Source organism: Pseudomonas sp. Irchel 3H7 (genome assembly GCF_900187605.1).
Lineage (GTDB): Bacteria > Pseudomonadota > Gammaproteobacteria > Pseudomonadales > Pseudomonadaceae > Aquipseudomonas.
In genome coordinates, this window is the sequence record NZ_FYEA01000001.1 from 218,847 (window position 1) to 237,785 (window position 18,939).

An 18,939-nucleotide genomic window follows, 5' to 3' on the forward strand; every position below is an offset into this window, starting at 1 on the left:
GGGATACCGATATGTCAGAACACGTTCAGCCGCTGGACGCCGTGCGCAGCGTCGAGACCAGCCCGGATACACGCAAAGTCATCTTCGCTTCATCACTGGGGACGGTGTTCGAGTGGTATGACTTCTTCCTCTACGGCGCCCTCGCGGCAGTGATCAGCAAGCAGTTTTTCGCCGGGGTCAACGACACCACGGCGTTTATCTTTGCGCTGATGGCTTTCGCTGCAGGGTTTATCGTGCGGCCTTTCGGGGCGCTGGTGTTCGGTCGGTTGGGGGACATGATCGGGCGCAAATACACCTTTCTCGCGACAATCATTCTGATGGGCGTCGCAACGTTCTGCGTCGGTCTGCTGCCGACCTACGCCAGCATCGGCATCGCCGCGCCGATCATTCTGGTGGTGCTGCGCATGCTGCAGGGCCTGGCGCTCGGCGGCGAATACGGCGGCGCTGCGACCTACGTGGCCGAGCACGCGCCAATCGGCAAACGCGGCTTCCACACCAGTTGGATTCAGTCCACCGCGACCCTCGGCCTGTTGCTGTCGCTGCTGGTGGTGCTCGGTTGCCGCTATTTCACCGGCGATCAGTTTGAAGTCTGGGGTTGGCGGATTCCGTTCCTGTTGTCGATCGTGCTGCTGGGCATTTCCACCTGGATCCGCCTGAGCCTGCACGAATCGCCGGCGTACCTGAAAATGAAAGAGGAAGGCAAAACCTCGAAAGCGCCGATCCGCGAATCTTTCGGCAAATGGGAAAATCTCAAAGTCGTGTTGATCGCCCTGTTCAGCATCAACGCCGGGCAAGCGGTGACCTTCTACGCGGCGCAGTTTTACGTGCTGTTCTTCCTCACCCAGTTCCTGAAAATGGACCCGGCAGTGGCCAACACCTTGCTGATCATCAGCGTGGTCATCGGCGCGCCGTTCTTTATCTTTTTCGGCTGGCTGTCGGACAAGGTCGGGCGTAAACCGGTACTGATGCTCGGCCTGCTGCTGGCCACAGCGCTGTACTTCCCGATCTTCAAATCCCTCGCCCACTACGCCAACCCGGCGATCGATCAGGCCAGCCGTCAGGCGCCAATTACCGTACTGGCGGATCCGGCAACTTGCACCTTCCAGTTCGATCCGGTGGGCAAAGCCAAATTCGACAGCCCGTGCGACAAGGTCAAAACCTTCCTGGTCAAGCAAGGGCTGCCCTACTCCAGCGCCGCCGCCCCGGCTGGCAGCGCCGTGCAAGTGAGCGTCGGCGACGTCAAACTCGACGGCTTCGATGAGGCTGCCCTGCGCGGCGCGATCACCCTCGCCGGCTACCCGCAACAAGCCGATCTGCAGCAGATCAACAAGCCAATGATCGTCGCCCTGATCGTGGCACTGATCATCATCTCGGCCATGTGCTACGGGCCGCTGGCGGCGCTGATGGTCGAACTGTTCCCGACGCGTATTCGCTACACCTCGATGTCGCTGCCGTACCACATCGGCAACGGCTGGTTTGGCGGGTTCCTGCCGACGGTGTCGTTCGCGCTGGTGGTGTACACCGGGGATATCTTTTATGGGCTGTGGTACCCGGTGTTGATTACCGGGGTGAGCCTGGTGGTGGGGATGATCTGTCTGCGTGAGACGAAGAATATCGATCTCGACAAGAACTGAAACTCAACCAGAAAAATCAATCGGCGAGGGCTTTTACCCTCGCCGTTTTTTTGCTCAGGCATCTGCCTTGATCACTTCGAACTTCACCTGATCCGGATAAAACGCCACGTAGTCGCGGATCGGTGCCACTGACACTTTCGGATTCTCGTAGGTCCACACCGCGTTCGCCCCTTCATGCCCCGGCACTTGCAGGCTGAAGTAATTGGCATCGCCCTTGTAAGGGCAGTAACTGGTGTGGTCGGTGCGGGCGAAATACTTTTCGTCGATGTCTTCGCGCGGGACGTAATAGACCGGCGGATAGTTGGCTTCGTTGAGAATCATGACGTGGGAAGAAGCGGCGACCTGGATGCCGTGGAATTTAACTATCAGGCAGCCGGGAAGTTGTTCGAGGGCAATGACGGGACTGGGACCGGGGCTTTTCATGGGTTTCTCCTGAATACGGCGAAGAGACCGGTTCAGGTATAGCCCATCGGTTCTGGTTAGGGTGGGTTTACAGCCGAACGGCCCATCAACCTCAAAAGCCCCTCACCCTAGCCCTCTCCCTGAGGGAGAGGGAACCGATTGGGGGATATTGGCGAACTTCACCGACTTGAACGATTGGCTTTGAATCCATAATCGACCCGATTTTTCAGGTCGATGTATGTCGCCAGAGAACTCGGTTAGTCTCCTCTCCCACTGGGAGAGAGAACCGATTGGGGATACTGGCGAGATTCACCGACTTGAACGATTGGCTTTGAATCCATAATCGACCCGATTTTTCAGGTCGATGTATGTCGCCAGAGAACTCGGTTAGTCTCCTCTCCCACTGGCAGAGAGAACCGATTGGGGATACTGGCGAGATTCACCGACTTGAACGATTGGCTTTGAATCCATAATCGACACGATTTTTCAGGTCGATGTATGTCGCCAGAGAACTCGGTTAGTCTCCTCTCCCACTGGGAGAGAGAACCGATTGGGGATACTGGCGAGATTCACCGACTTGAACGATTCGCTTTGAATCCATAATCGACTCGATTTTTCAGGTCGATGGATTTCGCCAGACAACTCGGTCAGTCCCCTCTCCCACTGGCAGAGAGAACCGATTGGGGATACTGGCGAGATTCACCGACTTGAACGATACGTTTTGAATCCATAATCGACTCGATTTTTCAGGTCGATGGATTTCGCCAGACAACTCGGTCAGTCCCCTCTCCCACTGGGAGAGGGTTAGGGTGAGGGCCGCTCCAAGCATCACGCAACAATATCAGTCGCCACCGCTTGCCCCACCACGCCCACAGCAAAGTCCACCGAACCCTGCCCCGTCAGATCAACCATCAGGCTGGTCTGATTGGTCTGCGCGAAGTAAGTCAGAATCGCGTCGCCCGCATGCCCCGTGAAACCGCTGACAAAGTTCAGCGACGCCGCACCGGTGGCGAAACCGGCGATCCCCGACAGGTCGATCTTGTCCAGGCCGCTGGTGAAATCCATGATCCAGTCCGGCGCGGTCATGGTCGAGTCGCTGGCAGCGCCAAATACAAAGGTGTCTGCACCTGCACCACCCCACAAGGTATCGCCACCGCCACCACCGTAAATGATGTCATTACCGGCACCACCGACCAGTTCGTTGGCAACGGCGTTGCCGATCAGCAGGTCATTGCCTGAACCACCAATGGCATTTTCCACGGTCACGCCGTGAGCGATGGAGACGTTACCCACCAGGCCACCGACATCGGAGAAGGAACCTTCATTGAGGTTGATCTTCTGGTTCTGGCTGAAGCCGGAGAAATCCAGCGTGTCATTACCGCCGCCATCCCACACCGAGAAAACCACTTTGGAAGACGCCGAAGTGGCGCTGTAGAAGTCGCGCTCGGCATTGGAGTTGAAACCGTAGGTGGTGTCATCGGCGCGGGTCGCGTAGTTGGCGCCATACAGTTTTTGCACCGCGACGATATCGTCCAGCAATGGCGCCGAAGCATACGCACCGCTGCCGTCCTTGCTGAAGTTCTGCTCGGTGTTGGCTTCGCTCCAGTAGCTCATCAAGCTGTAGCCGCGAGTGTCTTCGGCGTACTTGGCGTCGTTGTAGGTCGGGTTGCCGTTGCCGGCGTTGTAGGCCCCGGGGTGCGACAGGCCGAGGGTGTGGCCGATCTCGTGGGTCAGGGTCTGGCGCCCGTAGTTGTTGGTGTCCGGGGTTTTGTTGACCTGATACTGATCGTTGATCAGGTACCACGACTGGCCGTCATAGCTGCCGCCGCTCGGCAGGTAAGCGAAGGCCGCACCACCGGTGCTGACATCGTAGTTGCCGAAAGTCATGTGGCCATCGCCGCCCTTGCCTTCAGTGAACGTGACATTGGCGACGTCAGCCCAGGATTGCATGGCCAGCACGGCCTGAGCTTTTTGCTGGGCGCTGAATTCGCTGAAGTTGCCCAGTTTGACGTTGTAGTTCGCCGGTTTCTCGGTCAGGAAGGTATAGCTGAGGTCGATCTTGCCGTCAGCGTTCTTGTCGCCCCACGACAGGCCTTTACGCAGGATTTCATCCGCAGCCTGATCGGCAGTGAATGAAGGTTTGCCATTGACCAGCCCGACGCCACGGTCATACAGGTGGCTGAACGTATTGATTTCGTCGAAGGCGCTGCTGGTTTTCGATTTGGCTTGAGCCATGATGGACTTCCTTGTTTCTGAGTAGTCAGTGTCGACAGACCACGGCGATCTTCTGGCGAGATCGTCCTGTCACTCGCGTGTTTGAATCGGCGAAAAACCTGACACAGGCGCCAGCCGGGCGCTAATCAATTTCTCGATAGCCCGGCCTGCGTCCCGGTATTGCCCGTCACGTGCTGCAATGTTTTTTATCTGTATATCCATACAGATAAAAGTTGCCCCTGAGGCCAAGTCCGGCCATTCTGTGCACCTGTTCGGACCTTGATCGACGATGGTGGTTATGCGGCTGTACCTCTGTGAAAAACCCTCCCAGGCCAAAGACATTGCGGCCGTGCTCGGCGCCAAACGTCGGGGCGACGGCTGCTGGCTGGGAACGGACGTCACGGTGACCTGGTGCATCGGCCACTTGCTCGAAACCGCGCCACCGGATGCTTATGACGCTCGCTACAAGCGCTGGGTGCTGGCTGATCTGCCGATCATTCCGGACAAGTGGAAAATGACCGTCAAGCCGCGCACGGCCAGCCAGTACAAAGCGGTCAAGCGCCTGCTGGGTGAAGCCAGCGAACTGATCATCGCCACTGACGCCGACCGTGAGGGCGAGATGATCGCCCGGGAACTGGTCGAGCATTGTCGTTATCGCGGGCCGATCCGCCGTTTGTGGCTGTCGGCGCTGGATGAAGCATCGATCCGCAAGGCCTTGGCCGCTTTGAAACCGGGAGCCGAGACGTTCAGCCTGTATCACTCGGCGCTGGGCCGCTCGCGGGCGGATTGGCTGATCGGCATGAACATGAGTCGGCTGTTCACACTGCTGGGGCGTCAATCGGGTTATCAAGGGGTGTTGCCGGTGGGTCGCGTGCAGACGCCGACCTTGCGGCTGGTGGTCGATCGCGATCGCAGCATTGCCGATTTCGTGCCGGTGCCATTCTGGGCGATCGATGTCGATCTGCTGCACAACGGCACACCGTTTACCGCACAGTGGCGCGCGCCGGCGGATGCCTGTGACGATCAGGATCGCTGCCTCAATCAGGCGTTGGCCCAGCAAGCGGCGGCTGCGATCAGCAGCGCAGCCAGCGCCCGAGTGGTCAAACTGAAAACCGAGCGAATGCGTGAGGTGGCGCCCCTGCCCTTCGATCTCGGCACCTTGCAGGAAGTCTGCTCGAAGAAACTTGGCCTAGGCGCGCAGGAAACCCTCGACATCGCCCAGGCGCTCTACGAAACCTACAAGGTCATCACTTACCCGCGCAGCGATTGCGGCTACTTGCCACTGAGCCAGCACAGCGAGGCACCGGGGATTCTCGCCGCGTTGCGTCAGGCCGATCCGGGTCTTGAGGCGCTCAAGGGGTTTCTGGAGCCACAACGCAAATCCCGCGCGTGGAACGACGCCAAGGTCAGCGCTCACCACGGCATTATTCCCACCGCTGCTGCGAAGAATCTTGAACGCCTGACCGGCAAGCATCGCGCGGTGTACACGCTGATCCGCGCGCGCTATCTGGCGCAGTTCCTGCCCAATCATGAATACGATCGCACCCAGGCCGATTTCGATTGCGCCGGTGAGGCGTTGCGCGCAGTCGGTAAACAAATCATCGAACCGGGCTGGAAACGCGCATTGCCCGAAGCACTGGCAGCGGCCAAGGGCCGCGAGGCGCCCGCGCCGCAAACCTTGCCGGCACTTACGCAAGGCGTGGAGTGCGCGGTGGCTGACGTTAAGTTCAAGGACCTGTGGACGCAACCACCGAAACCCTACACCGAGGGCGATCTGATCAAGGCGATGAAAAACGTCGCCAAACTGGTCGAGGATCCGCTGCTCAAACAGAAACTCAAGGACACCACCGGCATCGGCACCGAGGCCACCCGCGCGTCGATCATTCAAGGGTTGCTGGATCGTGGCTATCTGGTGAAAAACGGCAAGGCCCTCGCCGCCACCCCAGCCGCGTTCAGCCTGATCGATGCGGTGCCCCGTGCGATTGCCGACCCCGGCACCACGGCGATCTGGGAGCAGGCGCTGGACATGGTGCAAAGCGGCGAAATGAGTCTGGAAGAATTCGTCACCAAACAAGCGGCGTGGATGAGCAAACAGGTGACACGCTGCTCGAGCCTCAGCCTGACCATCAGCGGCCCGCCACCGGCTGGTAAAGCGGCGGCACCGTGGAAGAAGAAACGCAAATCGACCCGCAGCAAAACCACGGGTACGACAAAACGCACAGCGAAACCGTCAGGCAAATAAAACCCGCTAGTGTTTCTGCAAGGCTCAGCACTTTCAGGAACCCGGCGCATGGCCAATATCGAACTGCACCCTGCTCAGCGCGATGAGCAGGATATCATCGAAAACCTCATGCAGTTCTACATGTACGACTTCAGCGAATGGCTGCCGCTGAAGCTCGCCGAACACGGCTTCTTTTCCATCCAGCCAAAAATCGACTACTGGCGCCACCCGGCCACTCGACCATTCCTGATCCAGGTCGATGGCGAACTCGCCGGTTTCGTGACCGTCGATAACGAAATCCATATCCCCGGCGCAGAACACAACATCGGCTACTTCTTCATCGCGCGACGCTTTCGTGGCCAAGGCGTCGCGCAGTTTGTCGTCTCTGCCCTATTGAGCCAGATCCCCGGTCAATGGCAGATTTTCCATATCGACGCCAACCTGCCGGCACAGCGCTTCTGGGCTGGGCTCATCCCGCAATTGAGCGGCGGCGAGTTCACCCGCCAGCAGCGTGAAGTGGACGGCTATCCGTGCACGTTCTACCGCCTGCACACGCCTTTTTCCGTTGCCTGAACGGATTCTTTCTCATTCCAAAACAGCTTTGTCCGACAATATGTAGTGAGCAAAAATAATCACTACAAAACCGTTGACGGCGTCGTTTTGCTTTTGCATGATGAAGACGTTCCCCGATCGGGAACATCGGTAACACGCTTGAGCAAACTCGTCTGACCGCCGAGTTGTTTTTTCCGGATACACGCTGCCCACAAGGCAGATTGAAGAAGCTGACCTGGCCTGAACGTCCAGTACAAGGACGAGAAGCGCTGGCGAAAATTCTCAAGACGCTTGTGGTCGACACGGTAAATGTCGTCAAGGAGCCTCCCGGTTTTCGCTGCTTCTCCTCGTTGTGACGCTATTGCGTAGCAGTTATTCAACACGACTACATGCAACAGATGCACGACCCCGTACTTCACACGGGCGAGCGCTGACGTCCTGGTTTCGGTGCCAGGGATCAACTAACCGATGGGCTACCTGTATTAGCGAATCAACTTTGAAAGATCACCAGACTGGTCAAGGGGCAAAATCATGAATCTGAACAATCAACCTACTATCGAAGAACTGGCTCGTATGTTCGCTGCGCAGAAAGACAGCCACGACAGCCATATTCTCTGGATCAGCAAGTCGGGGCAGGTGCATATCGACTGCCTGGCGACCCATGCTGACGAAGACGAGTTCGACCGCAATCATCAGAACCTGCTGGCCCGTCTGAAGATGTACCGCCGTGGCCACGGTTATGTTGGCAAGAAGGCTGCGGCCGACAAGGACTTCATCGGTAATGTTCTGCAAACGCTGAAACAGGCGTGGGATTCGATGCAGAACAACAATGAAGTTCGGGTAATTGATCGGTTCTGCTGAGTTAGTCATTAAATAATTGAAAGGCCTGCTTCCTTAAAGGAAGCAGGCCTTTTTTTGTTCGCTTGCATTGATTTGGCGTGACTGGAATTGTAGCCCCTCACCCCAGCCCTCTCCCGAGGGAGAGGGAGCCGATCGAGTTGTATAAAGTCATCCTTTAACCCGGAACACCGAGTTGATTGTGGATTCAGCAAAACACTCTCAGGTCGGCGTATTACTCCAACATCCCTCGGTCAGTCCCCTCTCCCACTGGGAGAGGGTTAGGGTGAGGGGCTTCCCATGCCCAACACCAACTCCACAAACGCCACTGCCGCCGCACTGTGATAATTATTGCGCCGCCGCAACAACGCAGCCCCACGCTGCGGCGCATCACCTTCAACCCGCAACCGGCGCAATGCCCGATCCTCCGTCGCAATCGCCTGCGGCAACATTGTCGCCAGCGGCGAAAAACGCACCACTTCCAGCAACGTACTCACCGAATTCACCTCGATCCGCACCTGCGGCGTAATCCCGTGCTGCCGGAAATACTCATCCACCGATAACCGCGTAATGAAGTCCGGCGCCAACAAGGCGAAATCCAGCGAAGCGATATCATCCGGTGTCAGCACCGCCACACTGTCATACAGCGGATGCTCCCGCCCGACCATAATCCCCAGCGTTTCGGTAAACGCCGGAATACATTCGATATCGACGTTACGCACCGGCGTAAACGCAATCGCAATATCCAGCGAGTCATCCGCCAGCCCCGCCTCGATGTCGTCCATCGACAGCTCGAAAATCTGCAGATGAATCCCCGGATATCGCGCCGCAAAATCGCGCACCAACGGCCCGACCAGATAGGCCATGAACGTCGGCGTCATCGCCAGACGCAACGTCCCGCGAGACAAATCCTTCACGTCATGCAACGCGCGTTTACCCGCCTCCAACTCCACCAGCACCCGCCGCGCGCATTCGATGTAGGCCTCGCCGGCATCGGTGGGTTTGACCGTACGCGAAGTGCGATCAAACAAGCTCACCCCAAGGGTTTCCTCCAATTGGCGAATCTGCTGCGACAGGGTCGGCTGCGACACATGCAATGCCTCGGCAGCACGGGTGAAGCCGCCGTGATCGGCAACGGCCAGCAGATAACGCAGATGTCGCAGCAGCATGGGAAACACCATCTATAGGCAGGGCTTATGCCAAGCATTGTATATCGGTCTTGGACGCTATGGATCAATCAGCAGAAGATCAATCCCACACAGCAAGCCAACCCCCGAAAGGAGTGACACCATGCAACAGTCCCACGCCTACAACGACACCAGCCTGGCCCTGACTACCCGCATTCTCGATGCCAAGGCACGCAAAGATCTGTCGTGGCAGGCTCTCGCTGACGACACCGGTCTGAGCCTGGCGTACGTCACCGCCGCCCTGCTCGGCCAGCACCCGCTGCCGGAAAACGCCGCCCAAGTGGTCGGTGACAAGCTCGAACTGAGCGCTGAAGACGTCGCGGCGATGCAGATCATCCCGCTGCGTGGCAGCCTCAGCGGTGTGCCGACCGACCCGACCATCTACCGCTTCCACGAGATGATCCAGATCTACGGCACCACCCTCAAAGCGCTGGTTCACGAACAGTTCGGCGACGGCATCATCAGCGCGATCAACTTCAAACTCGACATCAAGAAAGTCGAAGACCCGGAAGGCGGCTCCCGCGCCGTGGTCACCCTCGACGGCAAGTTCCTGCCCCTGCGTCCGTTCTGATCCGCACCGGCCCGCACCCTGCGTGCGGGCCAACACACCTCAAATGGCTACCCGTCACCAAACACATCTGGAGGCTGCCCCATGCAAAAAATTCTGTTGATTCTGGCCCTGCTCGGCGGCATTTGCGCCCAGGCATCTGCCGCTGACGAGGCCGTTGCCTACCGCTACGGCATGCAACTGGACATCGCCCACGTGCTGAGCATTACCCCGGTTGCCGATGTGTGTGGCGTGGTGCCGGTGGAGATGACGTATCTGGACAGCCACGGCGGCAAACACATTCTTCAATACAGCGAATTCGGCAGCGGTTGCTCGAACTGAGAGGACAACACCATGAAAAACCTGATTGATGGCTTCCTGAAATTCCAGAACGAAGCGTTTCCACAACGCACCGAACTGTTCAAACACCTGGCGACCACGCAACAGCCCGGCACCTTGTTCATCACCTGTTCTGACAGCCGTGTCGTGCCGGAACTGCTGACCCAACAAGAACCCGGCGAGCTGTTCGTGATCCGCAACGCTGGCAATATCGTGCCGTCCTACAGCCCGCATCCGGGCGGGGTTTCGGCAACGGTGGAATACGCAGTGGCGGTGCTCGGGGTGACCGACATTGTGATCTGCGGGCATTCTGACTGCGGCGCGATGACCGCGATCGCCAAGTGTAAATGCATGGATCACCTGCCCGCCGTCAGTGGCTGGCTGCAGCATTCCGAGTCGGCGAAAGTGGTTAACGAGTCGCGGCCGCATGCCAATGACGCGGCGAAGTTGAGTTCGATGGTGCGCGAGAACGTGATCGCGCAACTGGCGAACATTCAGACCCACCCGAGCGTGCGTCTGGCTCAGGAGAAAGGTCTGCTGAATCTGCATGGCTGGGTGTATGACATCGAGATGGGCTCGATCGATGCGCTGTCCGCCGACCGCCGCACGTTTGTGCCGCTGGCTGACCAGCCGGCGACTTGCGCGATCCATGCACAAACCACCCATGCTGCCTGAGCAACTGATCGTTCCCACGCTCTGCGTGGGAATGCCTCCGGGGACGCTATGCGTCCAGTGACGCGGAGCATCACGGGCTGCGTTCCCACGCTGGAGCGTGGGAACGATCACTGACTACGAGATCAGCGTTTTACGGTGAGGTCGATCTGGCTCATCCGGCTACGAACAGTGAATACGCCATCCCCTGAAAGAATCGCACTGCGCGCAAACAAGCGCCCGCTCTCCCAGTTCGAAAGGCCTAGCTCCGGCTTGTTCAACGCATATTGCCCATCGACCCAACGGGTAATGCCATTGCCCACGAACGGAGCGTTGACCGCGTTGTAAAAGCGCTCCTGCACCTGCGCATCCTCACTGATCAACGACACAGTGAACTGCGGGCTGTAGCGGTTGAACAAGGCGATCGCCTGATCCAGATCGTCAACGATCATCAGGCTGACTTCCGGGGTTTCTTCCCATTCCCACTCACAGCCCAATGCGGATTCCGCCAAGGGTTCTGCCAGTGCTTCGGTCTGATAACCCTCGGCGCGATAAACCTCGACCGTCGCGTTCTGCCACTCACTCGGCAAGCAGCCTTCGCTACCTTCGACGATATGCAATTTGCAGCCCTGGCCACGCGCAGTACCGGCCTGTTGCAGCGCGTCGAGAAACAACGGCACCAGTTCCGCCGCGCGATCACGCTGGATCAGGCAGACATTGAGCGTGTTGCAGACTTTGCGGTCCAGCGAGTTGCGCACCACCGCGGCAAAGCGATTGGCGTCCGCTGCACGATCGGCGATCAACCACGCGCCACCCGTGCCATGCAGGCTGACGGCGGTGCCGGCTTGCTGGGCAATGCTGCCCAACTGACTGACCGCACGACCCGAACCGCGCGCCACGGCCAACGACAGACGGCGGTCAGCGAACATCGCCCAACCGGCGGCATGATTGACACTTTCCACCAACGACACCGCACCGGCCGGCAGACCGGCGTCGGCCAGCGCCGGGTTCAAGGCATGAGTGACGATGGCTTGCGCGGTGCCCAAGGCATCGCTGCCGATGCGCAGCACAGCGGTGTTGCCGGTGCGCAAGACACCGGCGGCGTCGGCGAACACGTTAGGGCGTCCTTCGAAGACAAACGCGACGATGCCCAATGGCGAGACAACCTGTTCAACCTTCCAGCCGTCGTGCTCGACGCTGCTGATGACTTTGCCGCGCGTGGCGGCGGCATCACGCCAGGCGCGCAGGCCGGCGATCATGTCGCGACGCATGCGCTCATCGGCGAGCAGCCGGGTGGTGGAGCGGCCGCGCGCTTTGGCCCTTTCGATGTCGGCGAGGTTGGCGGTTTCGATGTGCGCCCAGCACGCCGGGGTTTCCAGACGTTGCGCAAACAGGTCGAAAAACTGGCTGATGGCCTCATCGGACACCGCCGACAGCGCGGTGAACGCCGCTGCCGCACGCTCGATCGCCACGGACGCTGCTTGTTGATCGGCCACGGGGATCAACAACAGCTCGCCACTGATCTGCTCGACCAGCAGGTGGTCACCGGGTTGAAAGCGCGCGGCCAGTTCGGGGCTGACCACGGTGACGCGGTTACCAGCGAAAGGGATCGGCGTGCCAGCGACTAGACGTTCGAGCGCAAGAGACATGAAGCGGATTCACCATGCAGGGAGCGGCCGGAAAATGTAGCGGATTACTCGATGAAATACACCTCTTCAAACACTTAAGAAACCTGTGGGAGCTGGCTTGCCAGCGATAGCGGTGGTTCAGTCAATTTATAGTGACTGACAGGCCCTCATCGCTGGCAAGCCAGCTCCCACAGGGTTTTGTGGTGTCTGTGTGATCGGATCAGAACACCGACCAGCCAATCCGCGCACTGAGCATCTCCAGTGCCGCCATCCCCGCCAGCGAATTCCCCGCAGCATTCAACTCCGGCGACCACACGCACACCGTGAACTGCCCCGGCACCACCGCGACAATCCCGCCACCGACGCCGCTCTTGCCCGGCAAGCCGACGCGGTAAGCGAAGTTACCCGCTTCGTCATACAGCCCGCTGGTGGCCATGATCGAGTTGACCTGCTGGGTTTGCCGACGTGTGAGGATCTGTTCGCCGCTGTGTTTGCAGAAACCATCGTTGGCCAGAAAGCAGAACGCCCGCGCCAGATCGATGCAGTTCATGCGCAACGCGCAGTGACTGAAATAGCTGCGCAGCACCGCTTCGACATCGTTGTGAAAATTGCCGAACGACTGCATCAGATACGCCATCGCTGCATTGCGCGCGCGGTGCTGGTATTCCGAGTCGGCGACTTTGCCGTCGATCATGATCTGCGGATTGCCCGACAGTCGGCGGACGAAATCGCGCATCGACAGGGTTGGTGCGGCAAAGCGCGACTGGTTGATATCGCAGATCACCAGCGCACCGGCGTTGATGAACGGATTGCGCGGCCGACCGCGCTCGAATTCCAGCTGCACCAGCGAGTTGAACGGTTGCCCGGACGGCTCGTGACCGAGGCGTTCCCAGATCGCTTCGCCGGAATGATCGATCGCCTGCACCAGGCTGAACACCTTGGAAATACTCTGCACCGAGAACGGCGTCTCGGCGTCACCGGCGCAATACATCTCGCCGTCGTTGCCGTACACGGCGATGCCCAGCTGATTGGCCGGCACGGTGCCGAGGGCGGGAATGTAGTCAGCCACCTTGCCCTGCCCGATCAACGGGCGGACAGCGTCAAGAATCTCGTTCAACAGCGCTTGCATGCCGGGTTCCGAAGTCTCGCCCCATGGGATTGCGGGGACACTGGGGCTAGACGCTGCGCCCGCCCGTCGAATCACACCGGCCACCATCGCACTGAATGTTCTAGGCTCAACCGCACATTCAAAAACGGGAGAGCACCCATGCAGCTCGAAGGCTCCTGCCATTGCGGCGAGGTCACATTCAGCCTCACCAGCGCCCACCCCTACCCTTATCAACGCTGCTATTGCTCGATCTGTCGCAAGACTCAGGGCGGCGGCGGTTATGCGATCAACCTCGGCGGCGACGCGACCAGCCTCAAGGTGCGCGGGCGCAAACACATCAGCGTCTATCACGCGAAGATGAAGGACGCTGACGACCAGCGCGCCCATCGCAGCACCGCTGAACGGCATTTCTGTTCACTGTGCGGCAGCGGCTTGTGGCTGTTCAGCCCGGAGTGGCCAGAGCTGATTCACCCGTTCGCCTCGGCCATCGACACACCGCTGCCGGTGCCGCCGGAGCACACACATCTGATGCTCGGTTCGAAAGCGCCTTGGGTAGAAGTAGACGCTAAATCGAAAGACAAACAGTTCGACGTCTACCCCGAAGAATCCATCGCCCAGTGGCATGAACGCCTCGGTTTGACCCGCTGAACCGTGCCCCCTGTAGGAGTGAGCCTGCTCGCGATAGCGGTGGATCAGACACACCCATGCTGACTGACCCGGCGCTTTCGCGAGCAGGCACAGGCCACAGAACTAATCCAGATGCGCCCAGGTCATCCGGAACGACGCTCCACCCCAGGGAGAATCCCCCACTTCAACCTGCCCGCCATGCGACTGCGAGACCCGGCGCACCAACGCCAGGCCCAAGCCAAACCCGCCGGTACGCCGATCCCGGCTGGCATCCAGCCGCGAAAACGGCTCAAAGATCTTCTCGCGCCCGTGCACCGGCACCCCCGGTCCATCGTCGTTGACCCGCACTTCGTAATAGTCGCCGGTGCGCACCAGCGACACTTCAACACGTTGCTCGGCATAGCGAATCGCGTTGCGCAGCAGATTGATCACCGCCCGCGCCATGAATCGCGGCTCAATGCGCACGGTGTCGAGCCGGCAATCACCGATCAGCAACTGCACCCCCGCCGCTTCGGCCTCCAGCGCCACGCTGCCAGCCACGCTATCAAGCCAATTGGCAGCCTGGATGTTTTCGCGTTTGATCACCGTCGCGCCACGTTCAAGGCTGGCGTAGGTGAGCAATTCGGAAACCATCTCCTCCAGTTCACCAAGGTCTGCGTACATGTCGGCAATCAGCTCGCGGTTCTGGCTGGCGTCCGGCTGCTGCTTGAGTTGATCAAGTTCAAACGACAGCCGCGCGATCGGCGTGCGCAATTCGTGGGACACGGCATTGGTCAGTTCACGCTGGTTAGCGATCAACCCTTCAATGCGTGCTGCCATCAGATTGAAGTGCTCGGCCAGATCGCGGATGTTCGAGCGTTTCGACAGTTGAATGCGCACCGACAGATCGTTGTCGCCGAAACGCTCGGCAGCCAGGCGCAGTTTCTCCAGATCGCGCCAGTGTGGACGTACCCAGAAAAACAGCACGATGCCGATCAGCACGGCGATCATCAGGTAGGCAGCGGCGATGTAGAACGGCATCAGGCTCGGCTCGGCCGGCAAGCGGATGCTGAGCAACTGCGGCCCCTCATCAATCGCGGAAATGTACTGGTTGTACTGGTCGCGGATCACCAGCAGCCCTTTGGCCAGTTCGGCTTTTTCCTCGTCGCTCAGGGCCAGTTCAGTGGTATCGACCAGCGTCAGCCCCAAACCGTAATGCGGGCGGATCGTTTCCAGTTGCTTTTCCCGGGCGGTGCCGTCGAGGTCACGCAACTGCTGGCCCAATGTCCATGCCTGGCCGCGCACGGCCTCACGGTTGTAGTCCTGCATCTGATAATCGAGCAAGGCATCAAAGGTGCGCTCGACCGTCTGCAAGGCCAGCACCAGACCCAACGTCATGACCAGAAACAGCCCAAGAAATAACCGCAGCATCTACAACTCCCACGCGAACGGATTGAACAGATAACCCTTGCCCCACACGGTTTTGATGCACATCGGCTCGCGGGGATTGTCTTTGAGTTTGTTGCGTAATTTGCTGATGTACACGTCGACGCTGCGGTTGAGGCCGTCGAAGGCAATCCCGCGCATGCGATTGAGGATGTCGTCGCGCGACAGCACTTTGCCGGCGGCGCTGGCCAGCAACCACAGCAGCTCGAATTCCATGGTGGTCATTTCGATGACCTCGCCCGCCAGCCGCACTTCACGGCAACTGCGGTCAACGCTCAACTGGCCAAACTCCATATAACTCACCACGTTGCTGTCCGGCACCTGCCGCCGTTGCAACGCGCGCAGCCGGGCCAGCAACACCGGTGGCTTGATTGGTTTGATTACGTAATCATCGGCGCCGGACTCCAGACCGAGGATATGGTCGAGATCGTCTTCCTTGGCGGTCAGGATCACGATCGGTGTGTCCGACACGCTGCGAATTTCCCGGCATACGTGCAGACCGCTCTGCCCCGGCAGCATCAGGTCGAGCACCACGACTTTCGGCTTGAATTCCAGAAAGGCAGCCACGGCCAGGTCTCCACGATGCACCGTACGCACCTCGTAGCCGTGTTGTTCGAGAAAGTGGGCGATCAACGCCGCCAGACGCTCATCGTCTTCCACCAACAGGACTTTGCCAAAACCCAGGTTATCCATAACGCCCGTCTGCCGCCCTTGTGTGAAGTGGTCGGCATTATGGCGGCTTTCATGGCGCAGGCGTTTGTTTCAGGCAGCAAAAACCGGCCGCTTGGGCCGGTTTTCGGTGATGTTTCATACTCTTAAGAGTTTTTAACATTCATGCACTGATCGCTACATCTGTAGGAGCTGCCGAAGGCTGCGATCTTTTGCTTTTGACGAAGCCGGATCAAAAGATCGCAGCCTTCGGCAACTCCTACACGGAGTCATGCGGTGGCAGGCACACCGCTGTGGAAGCGGAACTCTTCGTCCGGCGACTCGATCAATTCCAGCTCGGCGGCGCGGACTTTCTCGATGACCTGAGCAATATCCTTCGCATCGCCGTACTGATAGGCCAGTTTCAGATAACCCTGAAAATGCCGCGCCTCGCTTTTCAGCAGGCCAAAGTAGAACTTGCCGAGTTCTTCGTCCAAATGCGGCACCAGCGCTTCGAACCGCTCGCAACTGCGCGCTTCGATAAACGCGCCGACCACCAGCGTATCCACCAGTTTCACCGGCTCATGGCTGCGCACCACCTTACGCAAGCTCGAGGCGTAACGACCGGCGTGGAGCTGACGCAGTTCGATCTTGCGCCGCTTCATGATGCGCATGACCTGCTCGTGGTGCACCAGTTCTTCCCGGGCCAGACGCGACATCATGTTGATCAGGTCGACGTGGGAATGGTACTTGGCAATCAGGCTCAGGGCGGTGCTGGCAGCCTTGAACTCGCAGTTCTTGTGGTCGATCAGCAGGGTTTCCTGATCGGCCAGGGCGGCCTGAACCCAGGCGTCGGGGGTGCGGCAGCCAAGGAATTCGTGGATTTCGGGAAGGATCATGGGGCTCACGGTAAAAGGTGTTCGAGCGAAGGGCGCCGATTATACCGGCCTGTCCGCAGACCACCAGCGGCTGGCGTTGATATGCATCAAGTCGCGCACGATCGAGCAGCAACTATAGTTGTGCAACGCCGTGCCTTTTCTTTGCTGGAGACTCCGCTCATGCAAGCCATTCGCAGCATTCTGGTGGTCATCGAACCCGAACATTCGGAAAGCCTGGCGCTCAAGCGCGCCAAGTTGATCGCCGGCGTAACCCAGGCCCACCTGCACCTGTTGGTGTGCGACAGGAAACACGACCACGCCGGCATGCTTGGCGTACTCAAGGCTGCGCTGGTGGCCGACGGCTACAGCGTGACCACCGAACAGGCATGGAATGAAAGCCTGCACGAAACCATCATTGATGTGCAGCAGGCCGAGGGTTGCGGGCTGGTGATCAAGCAGCATTTCCCTGACAGCTCACTGAAAAAAGCCCTGCTGACCCCGGCGGACTGGAAGCTCTTGCGCCACTGCCCTACCCCGGTGTTGCTGGTGAAAACCGCAGGTTCCTGGAAGGACAAAGTGATTCTGGCGGCGGTGGACGTGGGCAATGCCGATGGTGAGCACCGGCATTTGCACACGACGATCATTGATCATGGCTACGACATTGCCAGTCTGGCCAAGGCGCATTTGCATGTGATCGCGGCACATCCATCGCCGATGCTGTCGGCGGCGGACCCGACGCTGCAACTGAGTGAAACCATCGAGGCGCGTTATCGCGAGCAATGCCGGGCGTTTCAGGCGGAATTCGATGTCGATGATGAGCATCTGCACATCGAGGAAGGCCCGGCAGATGTGTTGATCCCGTTCATGGCGCACAAGCTGCAGGCGGCAGTGACCGTGATTGGCACGGTGGCACGCACCGGTTTGTCAGGGGCATTGATCGGCAATACGGCGGAAGTTGTGCTGGATGCACTGGAGAGCGATGTGCTGGTGCTCAAACCGCAGGAGGTTGAAGATCATCTGGTGGAGTTGGCGGTGAAGCATTAAAGATCAAAAGATCGCAGCCTTCGGCAGCTACTACAGCTAGAACGCATTCCCATGTAGGAGCTGCGGCATGCTGCGATCTTTTGACCTTCAGGCGCCAAAGGCGTCTTTGAGGAATCCGGGGGCGATGTAGCGCTGATAGTGCGCTTCCGACAGCAGGAAGAATTCCCGATCAATGGCATCACGCAATTCCGGCAGGTTCCAGTCGCGAAACTCCGGCAGCAACACCATCCCGTAGGCTTCCAGATTAATGATCACCCGCGCGCCACGGGCGATCAGCTGATACGCCCAGCAATACTCCGACTGATGCGGCACGAAGCGGATCTTGCGCTGTTCCAGCTGCTCGCGCAGGCGCGCCGAATCGAAAATCTCGACCTTGCCCGCCATCACTTGTGACAGCAATTGCTCCAGACGCAGCCACACTGCACGCTTTTCCTCCTCGTTGTACCCATTCCAGTGGATCACTTCGTGGTGGAAACGCTTGCAGCCACGGCACACCAGATCACCGTAAACAGTGGAGCAGAGGCCGACGCAGGGGGTCTTGATGGTCTGATTGGGCATAAGATAGGCAAAACACTGAAACGCGGAACAGGTCGGCATGTTAGCCCTTTGTCGGGCATTGATCACCCCTCAAACATCAGGGTCACAGCCGCGCGCGGCATTTGCCCCGGCCACGCGCATTGCCACGAAAGTCCAATAGAGCGCGACTTACCTTTAAATTTTTTTTGCCGTAGAATCAGCCAGCCTTTTAAGGCGCCAATGTCCGTTAGAAGCTGTTTTCAAAGCGTCACGAGCACAGTCGTTCCTTCAGAGCGGTGTTGGCGAGGGATTTTTCCAGCGGGGAAAAATCCACCGCCAACCCTCATCAGCTCCCCGTTCTGCAGGCGTAAAACTTTGAAAGCAGCTTCTGTAAGGAATTGCCGGTAATTCTGGCCGAACGACCCACAACGTCGTGAGGAGCATGAGTACGGCAATTTCGGGATGAGCGTCCCGGACACCC

General features: G+C 59.0%; 18 protein-coding genes. 9 read left to right on the forward strand and 9 right to left on the reverse strand.

Annotated elements, in window-relative coordinates; genetic code table 11:
- Positions 1-11: 11 nt before the first annotated feature.
- Positions 12-1,634, forward strand: a complete 1,623-nt coding sequence (locus CKW38_RS01010) for an MFS transporter (protein ID WP_007910646.1) — start codon at positions 12-14, stop codon at positions 1,632-1,634.
- 54 nt (positions 1,635-1,688) lie between these two features.
- Here CKW38_RS01010 and CKW38_RS01015 read toward each other — a convergent pair whose 3' ends face one another.
- The gene (locus CKW38_RS01015) at positions 1,689-2,057 is read right to left on the reverse strand and encodes a DUF427 domain-containing protein (protein ID WP_095111542.1); all 369 of its coding nucleotides are present in this window, start codon (positions 2,055-2,057) and stop codon (positions 1,689-1,691) included.
- Between the two features lie 807 nt (positions 2,058-2,864).
- Positions 2,865-4,271 carry a serralysin family metalloprotease gene (locus CKW38_RS01020; protein WP_095111543.1) on the reverse strand — a complete coding sequence of 469 codons (1,407 nt, stop codon included), beginning with the start codon at positions 4,269-4,271 and terminating at the stop codon, positions 2,865-2,867.
- Between the two features lie 277 nt (positions 4,272-4,548).
- On the opposite strand from CKW38_RS01020, the gene CKW38_RS01025 reads away from it, so the two are divergent.
- The 3 genes from CKW38_RS01025 to CKW38_RS01035 all read left to right on the forward strand — a co-directional run bounded on the left by CKW38_RS01025 (position 4,549) and on the right by CKW38_RS01035 (position 7,884).
- Positions 4,549-6,492, forward strand: a complete 1,944-nt coding sequence (locus CKW38_RS01025; protein ID WP_042705047.1) for a DNA topoisomerase III — start codon at positions 4,549-4,551, stop codon at positions 6,490-6,492.
- A 48-nt stretch (positions 6,493-6,540) separates the two neighbouring features.
- Positions 6,541-7,044, forward strand: a complete 504-nt coding sequence (locus CKW38_RS01030) for a GNAT family N-acetyltransferase (protein WP_095111544.1) — start codon at positions 6,541-6,543, stop codon at positions 7,042-7,044.
- A 510-nt stretch (positions 7,045-7,554) separates the two neighbouring features.
- On the forward strand, positions 7,555-7,884 hold the full coding sequence (locus tag CKW38_RS01035) for a hypothetical protein (RefSeq protein WP_007910633.1): 330 nt from the start codon (positions 7,555-7,557) through the stop codon (positions 7,882-7,884).
- 257 nt (positions 7,885-8,141) lie between these two features.
- Here CKW38_RS01035 and cynR read toward each other — a convergent pair whose 3' ends face one another.
- On the reverse strand, positions 8,142-9,029 hold the full coding sequence (gene cynR, locus CKW38_RS01040) for a transcriptional regulator CynR (protein ID WP_095111545.1): 888 nt from the start codon (positions 9,027-9,029) through the stop codon (positions 8,142-8,144).
- Between the two features lie 121 nt (positions 9,030-9,150).
- Between cynR and cynS the strand changes: the two genes are divergently transcribed.
- From cynS to CKW38_RS01055, 3 genes are all read left to right on the forward strand, one after another.
- Positions 9,151-9,618, forward strand: a complete 468-nt coding sequence (cynS, locus tag CKW38_RS01045) for a cyanase (protein WP_095111546.1) — start codon at positions 9,151-9,153, stop codon at positions 9,616-9,618.
- A gap of 81 nt (positions 9,619-9,699) precedes the next feature.
- On the forward strand, positions 9,700-9,936 hold the full coding sequence (locus tag CKW38_RS01050; RefSeq protein ID WP_095111547.1) for a DUF2790 domain-containing protein: 237 nt from the start codon (positions 9,700-9,702) through the stop codon (positions 9,934-9,936).
- Positions 9,937-9,948: 12 nt separating this feature from the next.
- Complete coding sequence (locus CKW38_RS01055) at positions 9,949-10,608, forward strand: carbonic anhydrase (protein WP_095111548.1); 660 nt, start codon at positions 9,949-9,951, stop codon at positions 10,606-10,608.
- A 122-nt stretch (positions 10,609-10,730) separates the two neighbouring features.
- On the opposite strand, the gene CKW38_RS01060 is transcribed toward CKW38_RS01055, so the two are convergent.
- Entirely contained in the window at positions 10,731-12,233 is a 1,503-nt protein-coding gene (locus CKW38_RS01060; protein ID WP_095111549.1) for an aldehyde dehydrogenase family protein, read from the reverse strand.
- Between the two features lie 199 nt (positions 12,234-12,432).
- Positions 12,433-13,341 (reverse strand): glutaminase B, encoded by a 909-nt coding sequence (gene glsB, locus CKW38_RS01065; RefSeq protein ID WP_007911001.1) that lies wholly within the window; start codon positions 13,339-13,341, stop codon positions 12,433-12,435.
- Between the two features lie 138 nt (positions 13,342-13,479).
- Between glsB and CKW38_RS01070 the strand changes: the two genes are divergently transcribed.
- Entirely contained in the window at positions 13,480-13,968 is a 489-nt protein-coding gene (locus CKW38_RS01070) for a GFA family protein (RefSeq protein WP_007911003.1), read from the forward strand.
- A 102-nt stretch (positions 13,969-14,070) separates the two neighbouring features.
- Here the strand turns inward: CKW38_RS01070 and CKW38_RS01075 are convergent, their stop codons facing one another.
- The 3 genes from CKW38_RS01075 to CKW38_RS01085 all read right to left on the reverse strand — a co-directional run bounded on the left by CKW38_RS01075 (position 14,071) and on the right by CKW38_RS01085 (position 16,919).
- A complete protein-coding gene (locus CKW38_RS01075; RefSeq protein WP_095111550.1) occupies positions 14,071-15,357 on the reverse strand; it encodes an ATP-binding protein in 1,287 nt (428 codons plus the stop codon).
- Positions 15,358-16,065: a response regulator gene (locus CKW38_RS01080; protein WP_095111551.1), complete on the reverse strand. Its 708-nt coding sequence runs from the start codon at positions 16,063-16,065 to the stop codon at positions 15,358-15,360.
- Between the two features lie 245 nt (positions 16,066-16,310).
- Positions 16,311-16,919, reverse strand: coding sequence for a tRNA-(ms[2]io[6]A)-hydroxylase (locus CKW38_RS01085; RefSeq protein ID WP_095111552.1), 609 nt, complete (start codon positions 16,917-16,919; stop codon positions 16,311-16,313).
- Positions 16,920-17,078: 159 nt separating this feature from the next.
- Here CKW38_RS01085 and CKW38_RS01090 point away from each other — a divergent pair, with 159 nt between their 5' ends.
- Positions 17,079-17,942 (forward strand): universal stress protein, encoded by an 864-nt coding sequence (locus tag CKW38_RS01090; RefSeq protein ID WP_007911011.1) that lies wholly within the window; start codon positions 17,079-17,081, stop codon positions 17,940-17,942.
- A gap of 87 nt (positions 17,943-18,029) precedes the next feature.
- On the opposite strand, the gene CKW38_RS01095 is transcribed toward CKW38_RS01090, so the two are convergent.
- Positions 18,030-18,500: a DUF1289 domain-containing protein gene (locus CKW38_RS01095; protein ID WP_038366489.1), complete on the reverse strand. Its 471-nt coding sequence runs from the start codon at positions 18,498-18,500 to the stop codon at positions 18,030-18,032.
- Positions 18,501-18,939 lie beyond the last annotated feature (439 nt).

Bases quoted from the DNA above. Each gene is read 5' to 3' on its own strand.
- CKW38_RS01010 (WP_007910646.1), top strand. From the start codon at position 12: ATGTCAGAACACGTTCAGCCGCTGGACGCCGTGCGCAGCGTCGAGACC.
- CKW38_RS01015 (WP_095111542.1), bottom strand. From the start codon at position 2,057: ATGAAAAGCCCCGGTCCCAGTCCCGTCATTGCCCTCGAACAACTTCCC.
- CKW38_RS01020 (WP_095111543.1), bottom strand. From the start codon at position 4,271: ATGGCTCAAGCCAAATCGAAAACCAGCAGCGCCTTCGACGAAATCAAT.
- CKW38_RS01025 (WP_042705047.1), top strand. From the start codon at position 4,549: ATGCGGCTGTACCTCTGTGAAAAACCCTCCCAGGCCAAAGACATTGCG.
- CKW38_RS01030 (WP_095111544.1), top strand. From the start codon at position 6,541: ATGGCCAATATCGAACTGCACCCTGCTCAGCGCGATGAGCAGGATATC.
- CKW38_RS01035 (WP_007910633.1), top strand. From the start codon at position 7,555: ATGAATCTGAACAATCAACCTACTATCGAAGAACTGGCTCGTATGTTC.
- cynR (WP_095111545.1), bottom strand. From the start codon at position 9,029: ATGCTGCTGCGACATCTGCGTTATCTGCTGGCCGTTGCCGATCACGGC.
- cynS (WP_095111546.1), top strand. From the start codon at position 9,151: ATGCAACAGTCCCACGCCTACAACGACACCAGCCTGGCCCTGACTACC.
- CKW38_RS01050 (WP_095111547.1), top strand. From the start codon at position 9,700: ATGCAAAAAATTCTGTTGATTCTGGCCCTGCTCGGCGGCATTTGCGCC.
- CKW38_RS01055 (WP_095111548.1), top strand. From the start codon at position 9,949: ATGAAAAACCTGATTGATGGCTTCCTGAAATTCCAGAACGAAGCGTTT.
- CKW38_RS01060 (WP_095111549.1), bottom strand. From the start codon at position 12,233: ATGTCTCTTGCGCTCGAACGTCTAGTCGCTGGCACGCCGATCCCTTTC.
- glsB (WP_007911001.1), bottom strand. From the start codon at position 13,341: ATGCAAGCGCTGTTGAACGAGATTCTTGACGCTGTCCGCCCGTTGATC.
- CKW38_RS01070 (WP_007911003.1), top strand. From the start codon at position 13,480: ATGCAGCTCGAAGGCTCCTGCCATTGCGGCGAGGTCACATTCAGCCTC.
- CKW38_RS01075 (WP_095111550.1), bottom strand. From the start codon at position 15,357: ATGCTGCGGTTATTTCTTGGGCTGTTTCTGGTCATGACGTTGGGTCTG.
- CKW38_RS01080 (WP_095111551.1), bottom strand. From the start codon at position 16,065: ATGGATAACCTGGGTTTTGGCAAAGTCCTGTTGGTGGAAGACGATGAG.
- CKW38_RS01085 (WP_095111552.1), bottom strand. From the start codon at position 16,919: ATGATCCTTCCCGAAATCCACGAATTCCTTGGCTGCCGCACCCCCGAC.
- CKW38_RS01090 (WP_007911011.1), top strand. From the start codon at position 17,079: ATGCAAGCCATTCGCAGCATTCTGGTGGTCATCGAACCCGAACATTCG.
- CKW38_RS01095 (WP_038366489.1), bottom strand. From the start codon at position 18,500: ATGCCCAATCAGACCATCAAGACCCCCTGCGTCGGCCTCTGCTCCACT.